The sequence below is a fragment of the Arthrobacter sp. B0316-1-20 genome, assembly GCF_059091865.1.
Genome location: NZ_JBNHHC010000019.1, coordinates 108,976 through 126,102 on the forward strand (window position 1 = coordinate 108,976; position 17,127 = coordinate 126,102).

At 67.9% G+C, this 17,127-nt stretch carries 11 protein-coding genes; 8 read left to right on the forward strand and 3 right to left on the reverse strand.

The window, feature by feature from the left end; translation table 11 throughout:
- Positions 1–6: 6 nt before the first annotated feature.
- Positions 7–396, reverse strand: coding sequence for a BlaI/MecI/CopY family transcriptional regulator (locus tag AC5RW2_RS26420; RefSeq protein ID WP_493950194.1), 390 nt, complete (start codon positions 394–396; stop codon positions 7–9).
- Between the two features lie 186 nt (positions 397–582).
- Here AC5RW2_RS26420 and AC5RW2_RS26425 point away from each other — a divergent pair, with 186 nt between their 5' ends.
- The 4 genes from AC5RW2_RS26425 to AC5RW2_RS26440 all read left to right on the forward strand — a co-directional run bounded on the left by AC5RW2_RS26425 (position 583) and on the right by AC5RW2_RS26440 (position 7,705).
- Complete coding sequence (locus tag AC5RW2_RS26425) at positions 583–2,211, forward strand: cytochrome ubiquinol oxidase subunit I (protein ID WP_493961814.1); 1,629 nt, start codon at positions 583–585, stop codon at positions 2,209–2,211.
- A 32-nt stretch (positions 2,212–2,243) separates the two neighbouring features.
- Positions 2,244–3,263 (forward strand): cytochrome d ubiquinol oxidase subunit II, encoded by a 1,020-nt coding sequence (cydB, locus tag AC5RW2_RS26430; protein WP_493961815.1) that lies wholly within the window; start codon positions 2,244–2,246, stop codon positions 3,261–3,263.
- Between the two features lie 73 nt (positions 3,264–3,336).
- Complete coding sequence (cydD, locus tag AC5RW2_RS26435; protein WP_493962277.1) at positions 3,337–6,717, forward strand: thiol reductant ABC exporter subunit CydD; 3,381 nt, start codon at positions 3,337–3,339, stop codon at positions 6,715–6,717.
- A gap of 4 nt (positions 6,718–6,721) precedes the next feature.
- Complete coding sequence (locus AC5RW2_RS26440; protein WP_493961816.1) at positions 6,722–7,705, forward strand: GNAT family N-acetyltransferase; 984 nt, start codon at positions 6,722–6,724, stop codon at positions 7,703–7,705.
- 5 nt (positions 7,706–7,710) lie between these two features.
- Here the strand turns inward: AC5RW2_RS26440 and AC5RW2_RS26445 are convergent, their stop codons facing one another.
- Together AC5RW2_RS26445 and AC5RW2_RS26450 are read right to left on the reverse strand one after the other, a co-directional pair.
- On the reverse strand, positions 7,711–8,229 hold the full coding sequence (locus tag AC5RW2_RS26445) for a DinB family protein (protein WP_493961817.1): 519 nt from the start codon (positions 8,227–8,229) through the stop codon (positions 7,711–7,713).
- A gap of 9 nt (positions 8,230–8,238) precedes the next feature.
- On the reverse strand, positions 8,239–10,740 hold the full coding sequence (locus tag AC5RW2_RS26450; RefSeq protein ID WP_493961818.1) for a DNA gyrase/topoisomerase IV subunit A: 2,502 nt from the start codon (positions 10,738–10,740) through the stop codon (positions 8,239–8,241).
- 47 nt (positions 10,741–10,787) lie between these two features.
- Between AC5RW2_RS26450 and AC5RW2_RS26455 the strand changes: the two genes are divergently transcribed.
- The 4 genes from AC5RW2_RS26455 to AC5RW2_RS26470 form a co-directional block, all read left to right on the forward strand.
- Positions 10,788–13,514, forward strand: a complete 2,727-nt coding sequence (locus tag AC5RW2_RS26455) for a bifunctional acetate--CoA ligase family protein/GNAT family N-acetyltransferase (protein ID WP_493961819.1) — start codon at positions 10,788–10,790, stop codon at positions 13,512–13,514.
- Positions 13,515–13,551: 37 nt separating this feature from the next.
- The gene (locus AC5RW2_RS26460) at positions 13,552–14,226 is read left to right on the forward strand and encodes a DUF5998 family protein (protein ID WP_493942979.1); all 675 of its coding nucleotides are present in this window, start codon (positions 13,552–13,554) and stop codon (positions 14,224–14,226) included.
- An 85-nt stretch (positions 14,227–14,311) separates the two neighbouring features.
- Positions 14,312–15,412 (forward strand): alkaline phosphatase family protein, encoded by a 1,101-nt coding sequence (locus AC5RW2_RS26465; protein WP_493962278.1) that lies wholly within the window; start codon positions 14,312–14,314, stop codon positions 15,410–15,412.
- A gap of 961 nt (positions 15,413–16,373) precedes the next feature.
- Positions 16,374–17,127: hypothetical protein (locus tag AC5RW2_RS26470; RefSeq protein ID WP_494074737.1), on the forward strand; the 754-nt coding region annotated here is incomplete at its 3' end.

Genomic DNA, 17,127 nt, shown 5'->3' on the forward strand with positions numbered 1-17,127 from the left:
TCGGTGTTAGTTGGAGGAGAGGATTTTGCGCAGCGCTTCGGCCTCTTGCTCAGTGACAGTGCCGATGAAGCGCGCCAGAACGGCCTCGCGGTCCGGCGCCGAGCCCAGGACCTCATGCATCAGCTCTACGGTGTGCTCCTCGCGGCTGGTGACGGCCCGGTAGCGGTGCGGGCGGATGTCCCGGCCGCGCTGGACCAGTCCCTTTTTCTCCAACCGGGACAGCACTGTCAGAACCGTCGTGACGGCCAGTTCCTTGCCGTCCGCTCCGTCGGCGGTGGTTTGTGCCAGCAGGTCGCGCAGTTCGTTGGCCGTCAACCCGGTTGCTTCAGGATCGGCGGCGTTCTGGGACCACAGCACGTCCATGACTGCCCGTTCCAGATCTCCGAGAGTAGCCATATGGTTCCTTTTCGTCTCTTAACGTCGAATCAACGGTTGCGATGCTTTCCCGCGACCGTGCTCTTGGTCTCTAATTTACCGTCTTTCCGGCAAATGTTCTACAGTACGTAGAAGATTTAGTTCTACGTGTTGTAGAAAACGGTTTCCGGTTCCTCCGGGAACCACGTCAGTCCGGGAGGCAACGGGTTGGAAGCACTCGAAATCGCGCGGTGGCAGTTCGGCATCACCACCGTCTACCACTTCCTGATGGTGCCGTTGACCATTGGCCTGGGGCTGCTGGTCGCGATCATGCACACGGCTTGGTACCGCACCGGCAAGGACCAGTACCTGCGGATGACCAAGTTCTGGGGCAAGTTGTTCCTGATCAACTTCATCATGGGCGTGGCCACCGGCCTGGTCCAGGAGTTCCAGTTCGGCATGGCCTGGAGCGAGTACAGCCGCTTCGTCGGCGACGTCTTCGGCGCCCCGCTGGCGATGGAAGCCCTGCTGGCGTTCTTCGTGGAATCCATCTTCCTGGGTTTGTGGATTTTCGGCTGGGGCCGGTTGCCCAAGGCCATCCACCTGCTCAGCATCTGGTGTGCCTCGCTGGCCACCGTCGCCTCGGCCTACTTCATTCTGGCCGCAAACTCTTGGATGCAGCACCCGGTCGGCGTCGAAATGATCGACGGCCGCCCCGTCATGGTGGACGTCTGGGCCGTGCTGACGAACAACACCCTGCTGGTGGCCTTCCCGCACACGATCTTCGGCGCGCTCTCGGTGGCCGGCGGCTTCCTGCTGGGTATCAGCTGGTACCACCTGTGGAAGCGCCGCCGCGACGGCATAGACACCGTCGGTGCGGACGGCACGGTGGTCGTCGGTTCGGACCCCTCCCGCGGCCGGGACGCGGCCGACCACAAGGTCTGGCTCCGCTCGCTGCGGATCGGCGCCGTCGTAGCGGTTGTCTCCTTTGCCGGCGTCTCCCTCACCGGTGACCTGCAGGCCAAACTGATGTTCCAGCAACAGCCCATGAAGATGGCCGCGGCCGAGGCCGCCTGCCACGACGGCACCGGCTTCTCCATCCTGTCCGTCGGCAACCTCGGGTCCAAGGACTGCGACGACATGGTCGCCGTGGTGGAACTGCCCGGACTGCTCTCCTTCATGGCCAACGGCGACTTCGACACCGACATCCGGGGCATCAACACCCTGCTGCCCGAGTACCAGGAGCGCTTCGGAACGCACCTGCCCGACAACCCGATCTACGGCGAGCGCGCGGGCAGCGAAATCGACTACGTGCCGGTCATGGAAGTCACCTACTGGGGCTTCCGGATGATGATCACCTTCGGCATGCTGGCAGCGGCCGCCGCCGTCGTCGCCCTGTGGGTGGTGCGCAAGGGCACCGTGCCCGAATCGAAGTGGCTGATGCGGCTGGCCGTGTTCGGCATCCTGGCACCGTTCGGCGCGAACTCGGCCGGCTGGATCTTCACCGAAATGGGCCGCCAGCCGTTCGTCGTCGCGCCCAACCCGGACCCCGACGGCATCGACAACGTCTTCATGTTCACCGCCGCCGCGGTCTCGCCGGGCGTCTCGCTCGGGGAGCTGATCTTCTCGCTGAGCGCCTTCACGCTGGTTTACGGCACGTTGCTGGTGGTCGAAGTGAAGCTGCTCGCGACCTACTGCCGCGGCGGTGTGCCGGCGGCAATGCCTGAACTGCTGCACGGATCGTCCGCGGACGGCGCGGAGAAGGACGACGACGGCGGCCCGGACGGCGGCGGCGACGGCACCGGCGGCCGCGGCAAGGACGGCGGCGCCGATGATGTGCTCGCCTTCGCCTACTGAACTTATCTCCCACGGAACGATAAGAGGACTACATGGAAACCCTGCCCACTGTCTGGTTCATCGTCATCGCCTTCTTCTGGACCGGCTACCTGTTCCTGGAAGGCTTCGACCTCGGCGTCGGCATGATGATGCGCGGCTTTGCCCGAAACAACACCGAACGCCGCGTGCTGCTGAACACCATCGGCCCGGTCTGGGACGGCAACGAAGTCTGGCTGGTCACCGCGGGCGCCGCCACGTTTGCGGCTTTTCCCGAGTGGTACGCCGCCCTGTTCTCCGGCCTGTACCTCCCGCTGGTGCTCGTGCTGCTGGCCCTGATCTTCCGCGCCGTCGGCATTGAATACCGCGGCAAGGTGAACACCGACCGCTGGCGCGCCGGATGGGACTGGGCAATAGCGCTGGGCTCGTTGGTCGCGGCATTCGGTGTCGGGGCCATGCTCGGCCTGACCACCACCGGCCTGCCGCTGAATGCCAACGGCGACCGGGTGGGCGGACCGTTCGCCTGGTTTAACGGATATGCAGTGCTCGGCGGGCTGGCCGTGGTGGGCTTTTGCCTGGTCCACGCGGCTGCGTTCCTGGCGCTGAAGACCGACGGCGAGATCCGGTTGCGGGCCAAGAAGCAAGTCCTGCGCTGGCTGCCGCTGGGGCTGCTGCCGATGGCCGCCTGGGCTGCGGCATTGGTGCTGAGCAACGGCAAGGCGGTTACCGTCGTGACGCTGCTGGTAGCCGCTTTAGGCGCGGTGGCCGCCTGGCTGCTGGCCAAGGCCGGCAGGGACGGGCTCTCCTTCGCCGGGCTCGGCACCTTCTTGGTCGCCGGGACGGTGACAATCTTCACCGCGGTGTTCCCCACCGTGCTGCCCTCCACCCTCGACGAAGCCTTCAGCCTGACGGTGGAATCCGCCTCGTCGTCGGATTACACACTCGGCGTGATGAGCGTGGTGGCGCTGTTCGGCATCCCGGCCGTGCTGGTGTACCAGGGGTACACCTACTGGGTGTTCCGCAAACGGGTGAGCTCCTCCGCCATCCCCGCTGCACACTCCGTTGTCGCCCAGTGAGCAAACACAGTGAAGCAAGCACAGTGAAGCAAACACGTGAAGGAAGCCCAGTGAAGGAAGCCCAGTGAAACCCATGCTGCCGGTGGGCGCAGCGGGAAAACGCGCGCTGTACCTGCTGGGGCTGGCCGCTGCGGTCAAAGCCGCCGGACTGGTGCTGCTCGCGTCGGCGGTGGCCGCCGGTGTGGCCGGCCTGGCAGCCGGGACCTTTGGCTGGGACGGCGTGCTGCTGCCCGGCATCATCGGCGCCCTGTTGCGTTCGGCGGCTGCCTGGGGCCAAGATGTGGCGGCACAGCGGGCCGCAGCCGGAGTCAAGGAGGACCTGCGGGCCCGCCTCTCCGCGCGGATCCTGGCAGACGGAGGTGCCGCCTCCAGCGAAGCCGTCCCCGCCGGCGACGGTGCCTTGAGCGTGCTGGCCACCCGGGGCCTGGACAATCTGGACGACTATTACACCAAGTACCTGCCGGCGCTGGTGACCTGCGCGGTGGTGCCCCTGCTGGTGGGGCTGCGGATCCTGGCCGCGGACTGGGTGAGCGCGCTGATCGTGGTGCTCACGCTGCCGCTGGTGCCGGTCTTCATGATCCTGATCGGTAAGCACACCGAGGACCGGACGGAACAGGCCGCCGCGGCCTTGGACCGGCTCTCCGACCACCTGCTGGAATTGGCCCGCGGACTACCGGTCCTGGTCGGCCTGGGCCGCGCTGCCGCGCAGACCAGGGCGCTGCGCAACGTCGCCAGCGCCTACCGCGAACGGACTATGGCCACCTTGCGGGTCGCTTTCCTCTCCTCGCTGGCGCTGGAGCTGATCGCCACCATTTCCGTGGCCGTGGTGGCGGTGTTCGTGGGCATCCGGTTGGTCTACGGCGGGATGGAACTGGAAGCCGGGTTGCTGGCCCTGATCCTGGCGCCGGACTGTTTCCAGCCGCTGCGTGACCTGGGCTCGGCGCACCATGCCAGCGAAGACGGACTGGAATCACTCAAGCGCAGCAAAGCCGTGCTGGACGCGCCGACCGGCCGGCCACTGGTGCCCCCCGCCGGTCCGGTGCCGGCAACGGGCGCGGGAGCACCGGAAGTGCGGGTGTCCGGGCTGACCGCCGGGTACCCCGGGCGGGGGCAGGTGGTGGAAGGGCTGGATTTCACCGCCCCGGCGGGTCGGATCACCGCCCTATCCGGACCGAGCGGCGGCGGCAAGAGCACGGTGCTGGAAGTTCTGGCCGGCCTGCGCCGCGACGCCGCCGGCATCCGGTTGGCCGGGGAGGTGTCCGGCATCCACCGCGGCCGGATTGCCTGGATTCCGCAACACCCGGTTCCCTCGGAAGCCACGGCTGCCGAAGAGGTGGCACTGTATGCCGGGCTGACCGGACCGGCCGGGCGTGCGGCAGCGTCGGAAGCGCTGGCACGGGTGAACGCTTCCCCCCTGATGGACGCTGACACCGGCGACCTCAGCCCCGGCGAGCTGCGGCGGGTGGCCGTGGCGCGGGCGCTGGCTCGGATCGAGCACGTCCCCGGTGTGGACGTGCTGCTTGCCGATGAACCCACGGCGCATGTGGACGAGCGCAGCGCGCGCGCCATCGAGGCAGCGCTGGCCGGGCTCCGCGGCCGCGTGACCACGGTGCTGGTGGCCCACGATCCGGACACCGCGGCGCTCGCCGACCACGTGGTGCCGGTAGCGGCGTCCCGAGAGGAAGCCGCCACTGTTGCCACGTCGCCTGGCTCTGTTGTTCGGGCGCCGGCAGCGGAGCCGGACGCAAGACCCAGCGGCTCTGCGGCCGAAGCACCGTTCGCTGGACATGCGGATGCACCGGCCACGGGCGGCGCCGCTGCCGGACCCGGCCTGTGGCGGCAAGCGGCCCTGCTGCGGCCGTGGAGCCCGCGCTTCCTGGCCGCGCTCTGCTTTGGCCTCGGCGCGGCCCTCTTCGCCGTCTCGCTGGCCGGTCTGTCCGGCTGGCTGATCGTCTACGCCAGCGAGCAACCCCCGATCCTGCACCTGATGACGTCCATCGTCGGAGTCCGGTTCTTCGGCATCGGGCGCTCGGTACTGCGGTACCAGGAACGGCTGAAGCTGCACGACGCGGTCTTCGAAAGCACCGACCGGCTGCGGATCCGGCTGTGGAACGGACTGCTGCAGCGGCCGGCAGCCTGGCGGCGGCTGGCACGCGGCGGCGGCGCCCTGGAACGGCTGGTCGGAGATGTGGACGAACTGCGCGATGTGGCGCCGCGGGCCGTTTTCGCCCCGCTGGTCGGCCTGCTGGTGGCCGCAGCCTCCTGTCTGGCCACGGCGCTGCTAATGCCCGCGGCCCTCGGCTGGCAGATGCTGCTTGCGGCGGTATGCGTGCTGCTGGCGCCGGCCGTGACGCGTTGGGCCGACCGCCACGCGCAGGCTACCAACGTGCAGCTAAAGGGCCGGTCGCTGAACGCTGTGACGCGGCTGCTGGCAGCCGCGCCGGATCTGGCCGCCAACACGGCTGCCCGGCCGCTGCTGCAGCGGGCCCGGCGGCTGGACCGGCAGGCGACGGCGGCGGTGCAGCGCAGCGCATGGGCACAAGGGTTGGGCCACGGTCTGACCGTGCTGGCTTGCTCGCTGGCCGCGGTGGTGATGATCGGAGCAGCGGACGGCACCGCGCCGGGGGTGGCCGCCGTCGTCGTTCTGATGCAGTTGGCGCTGGTGGAGCCGTTCATGGCCGTCAACACCGCGGTGCAGCAATGGGGTGCCTGGCGCGCTGCCGGTGCCCGGGTCGCCCCGGATCTGGGCAGCACGACGATTCCGGCCGACAATCCGGCGACCTGGGCTGTCGTCGAAGCGCTGGAACTGCGGGACGCGTCCTATCGGTATCCCGGCGCGGCGCAGGACGCCTTCGCCGGAGTGGATCTGCGGGTGGAGCGCGGGCAATGGCTGGCCGTGACCGGTGCGTCGGGCAGCGGAAAGTCCACGCTGCTGGGCGCGCTGCTGGGATTCCTGCCGCTGGCATCAGGCCAGTACCTGGTCAACGGCGTGGCCAGCGATGCGCCGCGCTCCGCCATCGCCTGGATGCCGCAGGAAGCGCACCTGTTCAACTCCACCGTGCGGGCCAACCTGCTGCTGGCCCGCCCGCGTGACGAGGCACCCAGCGAGGAGCAGATGCGTTCGGCGCTGGCCGCGGTGGGACTCGACGGTTTCCTCGCCGGACTCCCGGACGGCCTCGATACCCGGATCGGTCCGGGCGGGCACTTCCTCTCCGGCGGCCAGCGGCAGCGGTTGGCGGTAGCCAGGGCGCTGCTGGCCGACTCGGACGTGATGCTGCTGGACGAACCAACGGCGCACTTGGACCGTGAAGCGGCTGACGCCCTGCTGGTGGACCTGCGGCGGGCGCTCGCCGGGAAAGCAGTGGTGATGGTGACGCACGACGAGCGGCAGGCGGCGTGGTGCGAGCACCGGCTGCGGATGTCTACCGGCAGGTACGCTGCTGCCTTAGGCTGAGGCAATGACGAATCCCGAGCTCCCGGGCGATCCCGGCGGAGGCCTGCAGTGGCGGGCCATGACGGAAGCGGACATCGATGGCTGGCACCAGTTGATCCGCCGGATGGCCGCGGTGGACAAGCCGGTCTGGACCGAGACAAAGGCGGATTTGGCCGAGGCTTTCGACGACCCGGCCAACGACCCGGCGGAGTCCACCGCCATCGGCCTGGATGCCGACGGCATGGTGCGCGCCGTGGGCCGGGTCTACGCAAATGCCGGCTCAGCCGTGGCCCACAGCTGGGGCGGCGTGGATCCGGACTGGCGCCGCCGCGGCATCGGGAGGGCACTCTACCAATGGCAGGCCGACTGCCAGCGCCGCCGGTTCAGCGCGGCCGGCATCACCGGCGGCGTCCTGCGGACCAGCACCGAGGAACAAGATCCGGCGCACAACGCGCTGATGGCCGCGGTGGGCGCCTCCGTGGTCCGCTACTTCACCGAGATGACCCGGCCGCTGGAGGAGATCCCGGACGCGCCGCTGCCGCAGGGCTTCGTGTTCGTGGATCTCGACCCGGGCGACAGCGACGCCGTGCGGCTGGCCCACAACGAGGCGTTCGCGGACCACTGGGGCAGCGAGCCAAGGGACGAGCGCCGGTGGAAGACCCTGGTGCAGCACCCGGAAACCAAGCCGGAATGGAGCATGTCGGTGGTGGAGGCCTCGTCCGGCGAGACGGTGGCGTACCAGGTGGCCAGCTTCGACCCCGCATACCGGCTGCAGTCAGGATACGACGAGGGCTTCACCAACCTGCTCGGCGTCCGCAGGCCCTGGCGCGGCCGTGGGCTCGCCCAGTCGCTGCTGGCCGAAGCCATGCGCCGTTTCAGAGCCGGCGGGATGGCACATGCCGGGCTGGGCGTGGACACCGAGAATCCCAGCGGCGCGCTGGCCCTGTACACCCGAATGGGCTATCAGCCGACCAAACGGTACCTGGACTATGAACTGCCCCTGACCTGAGGGAGCTACGCCCCGGCGTCGTGCAGGTGGTGCGTGACGTCGTGCAGGAAATAGCTGCCCAGGGTGGTGACCGTGAAAGCCGAGCCGTTGCTGCGCATGCCGCGCCGGTCCCACTCGGCCGGGGTCACCGCGTTGAACCCGGCTGCCGCCTCGGCTGCCGCCGCCGCCAGCTCCTGGGCCACGGCGCGCGGCTCTTGGCCGGCGTACTTTCCCTGCACCGCGGCGGCATCCTGGTCCCAGTCCGGGAAGTCCGGATTGTCCTGGTTCAGCATCAGTCGCAGCCGGGTTTCGAACACCCGGCAGACATCACGCACATGGGCCGCGTACTCCAGCACGGACCAGGTGTTGTTGTCCGGGCGGATGCCCACCCCGGGCTCGGCCAGGGCGGCCTGCCAGCGCGGCACGGCGGCCAGCACCGCCGGGCCGACCCGGTCCGGGGTGATGCCGGCCGGATCGAAGCCGCATTCGGGGCAGGGCCGTTCCGTGACCCAGGTCCAGTCTTTGGTGTCGGGCGTGATCGGCATGCTGCCAGCCTAGGGGGCGCCCACCGTCGCCTGCGACAAGGAGGGACCGACGGCGTCCACTGACTGGGAGAGCGGGATGCCGGAACCATCGCGGCGGCCATGCTCGGTGGGCAGCGCGCGTGAGGCGCCGTTGGCCGAGCTGGCCTTGGCGGGGCCGCGGCCGGCCCACGCCAGCGAGAGCACGTCTTCCCCCTTGAGGAAGCGGTGTGCGCGGACGCCGCCGGTGGCCCGGCCCTTGGCCGGGTACTCCGCGAACGGAGTGACCTTGACGGATCCGGGGGAGGTTCCCGGCAGGGCATCCCGTGTGGAAGCGACGGTGACGACGACGGCGGAGGCATCTGCGGCTGCGACCGAACCGAAGAACGCCACAGAGTCCTCGGCAGCCAGCTTGATCCCGGCCACACCGCCGGCGGTACGCCCCTGGGCCCGGACCGCGGAGGCCGGGAAGTGCAGCAGCTGGGCCTGACGGGTGATGAAGACCAGTTCGTCGTCGTCGGCGGGCACGCTCAGGCCCACAATGTAGTCCTTGGGCTTGAGCGCGATGATCTCCCAGTCCTCCCGGTTCAACGGGTAGTCCGGAGTCACGCGTTTGACCACGCCCTGCGCGGTGCCGATGGCCAGGACCTTGTCCAGCGGCGCGAACGCCACCAGGGATTCGCCCTTGGCCAGCGTGATGAACTCCTTGACCGGCACGCCGCCGGCCAGATTCGGGGTGCCGGCCGCCCCGGCCAGCACCGGCATGTCCAGCACCGGAAGCCGCAGCATCCGGCCCAGCGAGGTGACGGCCCCGATCTCGGCCCGCGCCGTGGTCTTCACCACGGACAGCAGGGTATCGTGCCGGATCCGCTGGCCGTCCTCCAGGGGCTCCTGGTCCACGGTGCGGGCCAGTTGGCCGGACGTGGAGAGCAGCACCCAGCACGGGTCGTCGGCAATCTGCAGCGGCAGTGCTGCCTTGGCATTCTTACCGGCAGCGGCGGGAGCCGGCAGCGCCGTGCCGCGCAGCGGGGCAGCAGCCTCCGACTCGAGCAGCACGGTCCGCCGCGGGGTGGCGTAAAGCGCCGATACTTCGCCCAGTTCGTCGGAGACCAGCTGGCGCAGCGTGGACTCGTTGGCCAGGATCTCCTCCAGCTCGGCAATCTCGCGGCGCAATTCGTCCTGTTCCTTCTCCAATTCGATCCGCGAGTACTTGGTCAGCTGGCGCAGCCGCAGCTCCAGGATGTGGTTGGCCTGGATTTCGGACAGGTCGTAGATGGCCATCAGCCGTTCGCGGGCGGCGGCGGCCTCGTCCGAGGAACGGATGATCTGGATGACCTCGTCGATGTCCACGATGGCGATCAACAGGCCTTCGACCAGATGCAGCCGGTCTTTCTTCTTGCCCAGCCGGAACGCCGTGCGCCGGCGGACCACGCCGATGCGGTGGTCCACGTAGACCTGCAGCAGTTCCAGCAGGCCCAGCGTGCGCGGCTGCCCGTCCACCAGCGTGACGTTGTTGATGCCGAAGGAATCCTCCATCGGCGAATAGCGGTAGAGCTGGGCGAGCACGGCGTTCGGGTTGAAGCCGTTCTTCAGCTCAATGACCAGGCGCAGGCCGTGCTGCCGGTCGGTCAGGTCCACAATGTCGCTGATGCCCTGCAGTTTTTTGGACGTGACCGCGTCCTTGATCTTCTCGATCACCTTCTCCGGGCCGACGCCGTAGGGCAGTTCCGTGACCACCAGGCCGGTGCGGCGGGCGGTGAGCTTTTCCACCTCCACCTTGGCGCGGGTCTTGAACGAGCCGCGGCCGGTGGCATACGCGTCCCGGATGCCGTCCAGTCCCACGATCTTGCCGCCCGAGGGCAGGTCCGGGCCCGGGACAAAGCGGATGATGTCCTCGAGCGTCGCTTCCGGGTTGGCGATCAGGTGCTGGGCAGCGGCGATTACCTCGCCCAGGTTGTGCGGAGCCATGTTGGTGGCCATGCCCACGGCGATGCCGGAGGAACCGTTGACCAGCAGGTTGGGGAAGGCGGCCGGGAGTACCTCCGGCTGCATCAGCTGGTTGTCGTAGTTGGGAACGAAGTCCACGACGTCTTCGTCCAGATGATCGGTCAGCGCCAGCGCCGGGGCAGCCAGCCGCGCCTCGGTGTACCGCGGAGCCGCTGGACCGTCGTCGAGCGACCCGAAGTTCCCGTGCCCGTCGATCAGGGGTATCCGCAGCGAGAACGACTGCGCCATGCGCACCATCGCGTCATAGATGGCGGCGTCGCCGTGCGGGTGCAGCTTGCCCATCACTTCGCCGACCACGCGGGCGGACTTCACATGCCCCCTGTCCGGCCGCAGGCCCATCTGGGACATCATGTACAGAATGCGGCGCTGCACCGGCTTCAACCCGTCGCGGGCATCGGGCAGGGCGCGCGAGTAAATGACCGAGTAGGCGTATTCGAGGAAGGAGCCTTCCATCTCGGAGGTCACGTCAATATCGACGATGTTCTCCGTGAAGTCCTCTTCGGGGGCTGGAGTCTGGCGACGGGGCATGGGTAGTGCTTCGGTCCTTAGTTAAAAGTTGCGGATACAGTGAGTTTATGGCGCAAGAGGCTGATTCCCCGGATTACCCGGATTATTGGGAAGCGGATGTCGTGCTGCGCGACGGCGGGACGGCGCACCTGCGCCCGATAGTCCCGGCCGACGCCGAGGCGCTGCAGGCCTTCCACGTGGGGCAATCGGAAAGCTCCATCTACCTGCGCTTTTTCACCTTCAAGGCCAAGCTCAGCGCGCGCGAACTGGCCCGTTTCACCAACGTCGACTACGTCAACCGGGTGGCCTTCGTGACCACCATCGGCGACGAAATCATCGGCATCGGCCGCTATGACCGGCTCGACAATCCGGCCGAGGCCGAGGTTGCCTTCAACATTTCGGACGCCCACCAGGGGCGGGGGCTGGGATCCATTTTGCTGGAGCATCTGGCGGCAGCCGCCCGGGAAAACGGCATCAGCAAGTTTACCGCCGAGGTGCTGCCGGAAAACCGCAAGATGATCACCGTCTTTAATGACGCAGGGTATGAGGTGCGGCGCCATTTCGACGACGGTGTGGTCGCCTTGGAATTCGACCTTGATCCGACCGAACGGTCCCGCGCCGTCATGGCCTCCCGCGAACACCGGGCCGAGGCCAAGAGTGTTGCCGCCTTGCTTGCGCCTCGGTCCGTTGCGGTGATCGGCGCCAGCCGGGAGTGGGGCAGCGTGGGCTACTCGCTGCTGGAGAACATCATCGAAGCCGGGTTCACCGGCCCCGTCTATGCCATCAACCCGCAGGCTTTTGAACTGAACGGGATGATCTCCTACGGGACCATCGCCGAGGTCCCGGACCCGGTGGAGCTGGCCGTTGTGGCCGTCCCCTATGACGAAGTGTCCAAGGTGGCACGCGAGTGTGCAGCCGCAGGGGTCAAGGGCATCTTGGTGGCCAGCGACGGTTTCTCCCAGGCGGGCAACGAAGGACTGCAGCGGCAGCGCGAGCTGGTCCGGCAGGCGCGCGCCCACGGCATGCGCGTGATTGGCCCGGGTTCGCTGGGACTCCTCAATACTGATCCGGAAGTGTCGTTGAATGCGTCGATGGCGCCCGCGATGCCGCCCCGTGGACCGCTGGGGCTGTTCAGCCAGTCGGCAGCGATCGGTGTGCTTCTCTACACCGCCGCCAGCCGCCGCGGGCTTGGCCTGTCCTCCATGGTGTCGGGCGGCAACCGGGCCGACGTCTCCGGAAACGACGTGATGCAGTACTGGGAAGATGACGCGGCCACCAAAGCGGTAGGGCTGTACTTGGAATCCATTGGCAACCCGCGTAAATTTTCCCGGATTGCCCGCCGGCTCTCCCTCAGCAAGCCGGTGATAGTTGCCAAGTCCGACGTGATGGGACTGCAGTTGCCGCCGGGCCACGCAGTGCGGACCACCCAGGCGCCGCTGGGCGCGCTGGACGCGATGTTCCGGCAGTCCGGCGTGATCCGCGTGGAAACCAATGAAGAGCTGATGGACGTGGCGCAGATCCTGGTCAGCCAGCCGCTCCCGGCCGGAGCCAACCTGGCCGTCTTCAGCAACTCCTTGGCGCTGGGCAACGTGGTGGCCGACGCCGCCAAGGCCCACCAGTTGGATGTGGTCCGGCTGGAAACCGGGATGGACCTGAACACCGGCCAGTCCAAAGCGCTGCCGGTGCTTCGCCAGCGCGTGCAGTCGGCGCTGTCGGCACCAGAGGTGCACGCCGCCGTCGTCACCCTCCTCCCGGCCACGGGAATCCGAACCTCGGTGCTGGCCGACGTGCTGCGCGAGTGTGCGGAAGAAGCGGGCAAACCGGTGGTTGCCTCCTTTACCGGAGTGCTCGATCTGGCGGAACGCTCCGACGGCCTGCTGGCAACCGAGGATGAGTCCGGGGCCGGTATGGAACCAGTTGCGGGCGGACTTCAGCGGGCGCTGCCGTGTTTTGCCAGCCCCGGCAGCGCCGTGAACGCGCTGGCCGCCGTGGTCCGCTATGCCGAATGGAAAGCCCGCGACAAGGGCGAATACACCGACGCGGCCGGCACCGACCCGGCCGCGTCCCAGCAGCAGATCGACGCCCTGCTCGCGGGGGTGACCGGGACTGATCTGCTTACGCCCACCCGCGAGCAGACCGCCCGGCTGCTGGGCTGTTACGGCATCGCCGTGCAGGAGTCCGCCGCATTTAGCGACGACGACGAAGCGGTGGCGGCTGCCGAACGGCTCGGCTGGCCCGTGGCCCTGAAGACCACCGATGAACGGTTGCGGCAGCGTCTGGACCTGGGCGGCGTGCGGTTGAACGTCACCGACGAAGCCACGCTGCGGGCCAACATTGCGCACATGCGAGCCAGCCTGGCCCAGTTCGGTGACATTCCGCTGGAGGTCCAGTCCATGGTGCCCGCGGGACAGGCCTGCACCATCCGCGCGATCGAAGATCCGCTGCTGGGCCCAGTGGTGTCCTTCGGGCTGGCCGGCGACGCCGTGAACCTGCTGGGGGACTGGTCGCACCGGATCCCGCCGCTGACCACGGTGGACGTGGCGGACTTGGTCCGCGGGCCGCGTGCCGCAGGCAAGCTCTTCGGCTATCAAGGCCTGCCGGCCGTGGATGTTCCGGCGCTGGAGGAGCTGATTGCCCGGGTCGCGCAACTGAAGGATGAGCATCCCGAGGTAGCGCTGTTGGAGCTCAATCCGGTCCAGCTCTCCGACCGCGGCCTGGCCGTGCTGGACGCCGAAGTCAGGCTCGGCAACCACGCGCACCGAACAGACAGCGCGCGGCGCGCCATGCGTGACTGACCCCCGAGTTGGCCATCTGGCAGCAGGGTAGGGGAATATGGTACATATGAGCCACCTTTCGACGGCAGAACGCCGCAGTCTTGACGACGCCCTCAACCGGGCAGGCTTTTACCCGCTGCTGGTTTCCGACGTGGTCCACGACGCCCTGGACCAGCGCGAACCGCTGTCCCATTTGGTCCACTTGGAGACGCACTTCGACCGCAATGAGGTGCACCGGCACATCACCGTCCTGGTCCTGACCGAGGACATGCTGGTGATTACCCACGTGGACGACCAGCAGTTGGACGACGAGGGTGAGCAGATGGTGGCGCAGATTTCCACCGAGTCCGTTCCGGTCAGCCAGATTCGTTCGGTGGTGCTCAGCTACGTCTACGCCCAGCCGCAGAACTACACCTCCGCCGACCAGGCTCGCGAGCTGACCCTGGCCATCGCCTGGTCCGGCGGCCAGCGACTGGACATGGGTCCGGCCGGCTGCGGCGACCCGCAGTGCGATGCAGACCACGGCTACACCGGCAACATCGTCCAGGAAGACATCGTGCTCCGCGTCAGTGCGGAAGCGGACGGGCTGCAAGCCGTGCAAAACGCCAAGGACTTTGCCAGGGCACTGCGCAAGGTCAGCACCAGCAACCCGGAACCCGCTGCGGTGCCGGGCCCGGTGCAGCCGCGCCCGCGCATCGGCAACCGTTTGGTCCGCGGCCACCACGGCCGCTGATCTGCGGGACTGACGCTGCGTGACCCTGACACACGACCCGCTTCCGGCCGCCCCGGGATACGGCCGCGACTCCCTCGCCGAAGTCATGACCAGTGCCGCCGCGGCGCTGGGCGCCGACGGCTTCAGCAATGTCCTGCAACTGCCGCAGGCCAAACGCGTCTGCGTGGTCATGGTGGACGGGCTGGGCAAGGCGCTGCTGAAGCAGCGCGGCGGACACGCGCCGTTCCTGCGCCAGGCCATGGAGAACTCGCGCACCCTCGGCAGCGCCTTTCCATCGACGACGGCGGCGTCCCTCGCCAGCCTGGGGACCGGACTGGCACCGGGCCTGCACGGCATGGTCGGTTATGACGTGCTGGACCCAGACCAGGACAAAGTGGTCAACCAGCTCGGCGGCTGGGACGCCAAGGTCGATCCGCACCTCTGGCAGCCGAATCCCACGGTGTTCGAACGGGTAGCGGAACAGCTGCCGGTCACCACGGTCAGCCTGCCCCGGTTTGCCGAATCCGGGATGACCAGGGCGGCGCTGCGCGGCAGCTCGTTCCGGCCGGGTGCTAGCAGCCATGCCCGCACCCTCGCGGCGGCCGAAGCCTTGGCGGCCACCGATCGCGCCCTGGTCTACCTGTACTTCAACGAACTGGACAAAGCCGGCCACCGGTTTGGCGCCGCCTCGGCCCAGTGGGGCAGCGAGCTGGAAGAACTCGATTCGGACATGCGCCGTCTCGCCCGTCAATTGCCGGCCGACACGCTGCTGCTGCTGACCGCCGACCACGGCATGCTGGACGTGGCTGAAGAATTTCGGTTCGATTACTCGGCAGATCCCGCGCTGGTGGCTGGCGTCCGGCACACAGCGGGGGAGCCCCGGCTGGTCCACCTCTACTTTGAGCCGGATGCCACTGCCGCGCACCGCGAACAGACTGCCGGAGCCTGGCGCGCCAGATACGGGAATCAAGCCTGGATCATCAGCCGCGAAGAAGCCATCAGCCGAGGTTTCTTCGGCCAAGTGGATCCCCGAGTGCTGCCGCGCATTGGCGACCTGATGGTGGCTGCCCGGGAACCTGTCGCTTTCTACGACACCCGTCGGGTTCCGGAAACCGCGATGTCGGTGGTCGGCCAGCATGGCTCGCTCACCAAGGCCGAGCGGGAAGTTCCCCTGCTGACCTTGGCCGCCCCGACCAAACGCCGCTAGGAACGGCGGGTTCGTGTTGTGATGAGTGCACCGGCCCGCCCTTCCGCCGATACCTGGTGCAAGAGATATCCCCTGCGTGAGGGATACCCCGGCCGGCGCTGACGATACTTCGGTTGGGCGCTGAAGATACTTCGCGGTTGCTTGGCCGGCCGCCGACCTCCCCAGGCACCTCCGGAACGATCCCCATAGGCCGATTCCCTTCACGTTGTGACTTCCGAATACCGGCGATGACCGGGCGCACAGGCCTTCAACGCGGGCCTAATCGCAGCTGCATTTCAACCCGGCATCAGAGTGCCCGTCCGCGTCGGTCCCAATCGGACCTCGTGGCTTCTTCGACTTCCCAGAAACGGCCATCATGATGGCGAACGTACAAAAGGAACGCCAGGAAAACCACCCCTAGGATCAACGCTGCGAGGAATAGGTAATCGCTCACATCCCAAGTTCCCGAGCTCAGGGTCCCAACGACGATCACCAGCTGCAGCACTGTCCACGTCGACCAGAGGACAAACTGAAGGCGGAAGCCGCCGCGTGTCATCTTGGGTTGCAACCTGCTGGGATGTCCCTGAGCCTCGCGCATCTGCCGAGGCTACAAGTGATGGCCTTTATTGGGAACAGACCAGTTTCAGTCTCGGTCAGAGACCTGTAGCTCTCGGATGGATCTTCAGAGTTGGTACTACAGAACTCGGCCGCGAGTAGCAGTGGAGAACCCATCGAGAATTGTCCCCGGTTGTGCGCAGCGGAAACTCGGAGGTCGCCCGGGCCAGCCCCGCTCCCTCTTTGGTACTCCGTCGCCGGAATACTGGCCGTGCGAAATGCCTCTTCTCTTCGACCCGGGCATACGAATTGGCGGAGATTTCTCTTGCTGCGATGATCACGCTTGCGCAGCGGCATAAAAAATTCCATGACGCCAGCGCCAGCACTTCCGCCCTAAATTGTCGTACCCGGCTGGTTGGGTTGGGTCATGGAGGAGAAAGCGGAGCGGGGACCGGTCTCCGGTGAGGGCCGGAGGTTGCCGTCGCAGGAGGAGCGTGAGGCGGCGATCGCGCTGATTCTGGCGCGGATGAAGCCGGCCCGGAAGGAGCCGGTGCCGGCGCCGGAGCGGTGGGCGGAGCCGGTGTTCGAGCCGGGCCCGGACCCGTACGCGGGGCTGGAGATCCCGCCGGCCCCGGAGGAGGAGCTCGATCAGGGGAACCGGGCGTACCGCCAGGACTTCGCGGCCTGGGAGCTCGACGATGACGGTGCCGACCGGCCGCCGGGGGTGGGGCCGGTGCCGGCGGAGTTCGCGGAGCTGCCGAACCTGCCCGAGGGCTGCTGGCTGCCGGAGGGGTTGTTCGACTCGAAAGCGAACGCGGACTACTACGCCGAACGCCTTCAAACACTGGTGGCGGGCGCGGAGCCGGCGGTGCTGCTGGCCACCCTGACCGGCTGCGGCACCCAGGGGTTGGGGTATCAGGAGACGGTGGAGCATCTGGCCGCGGTGCAGCGGGTGCGGTGCTGGCTGGACGCCCGGGAGGTGGCACTGGAAGCGCGGCTGGGCCGGAGAGCGCTGGCGCAGCTGCCGCCGCCGGGGCCCGGCTGCACCACCTTGAAGCAGCGCCGGCTGCTGGCCGCCACCTCCGCGGCGGAGGAACTGGGCTGCCTGCTCGGCCTGCCCGAGCACCGGGCCCGCGCCAGAATGGACCAGGCCGCCGACCTGCACCGCTTGTTCCCCGCCA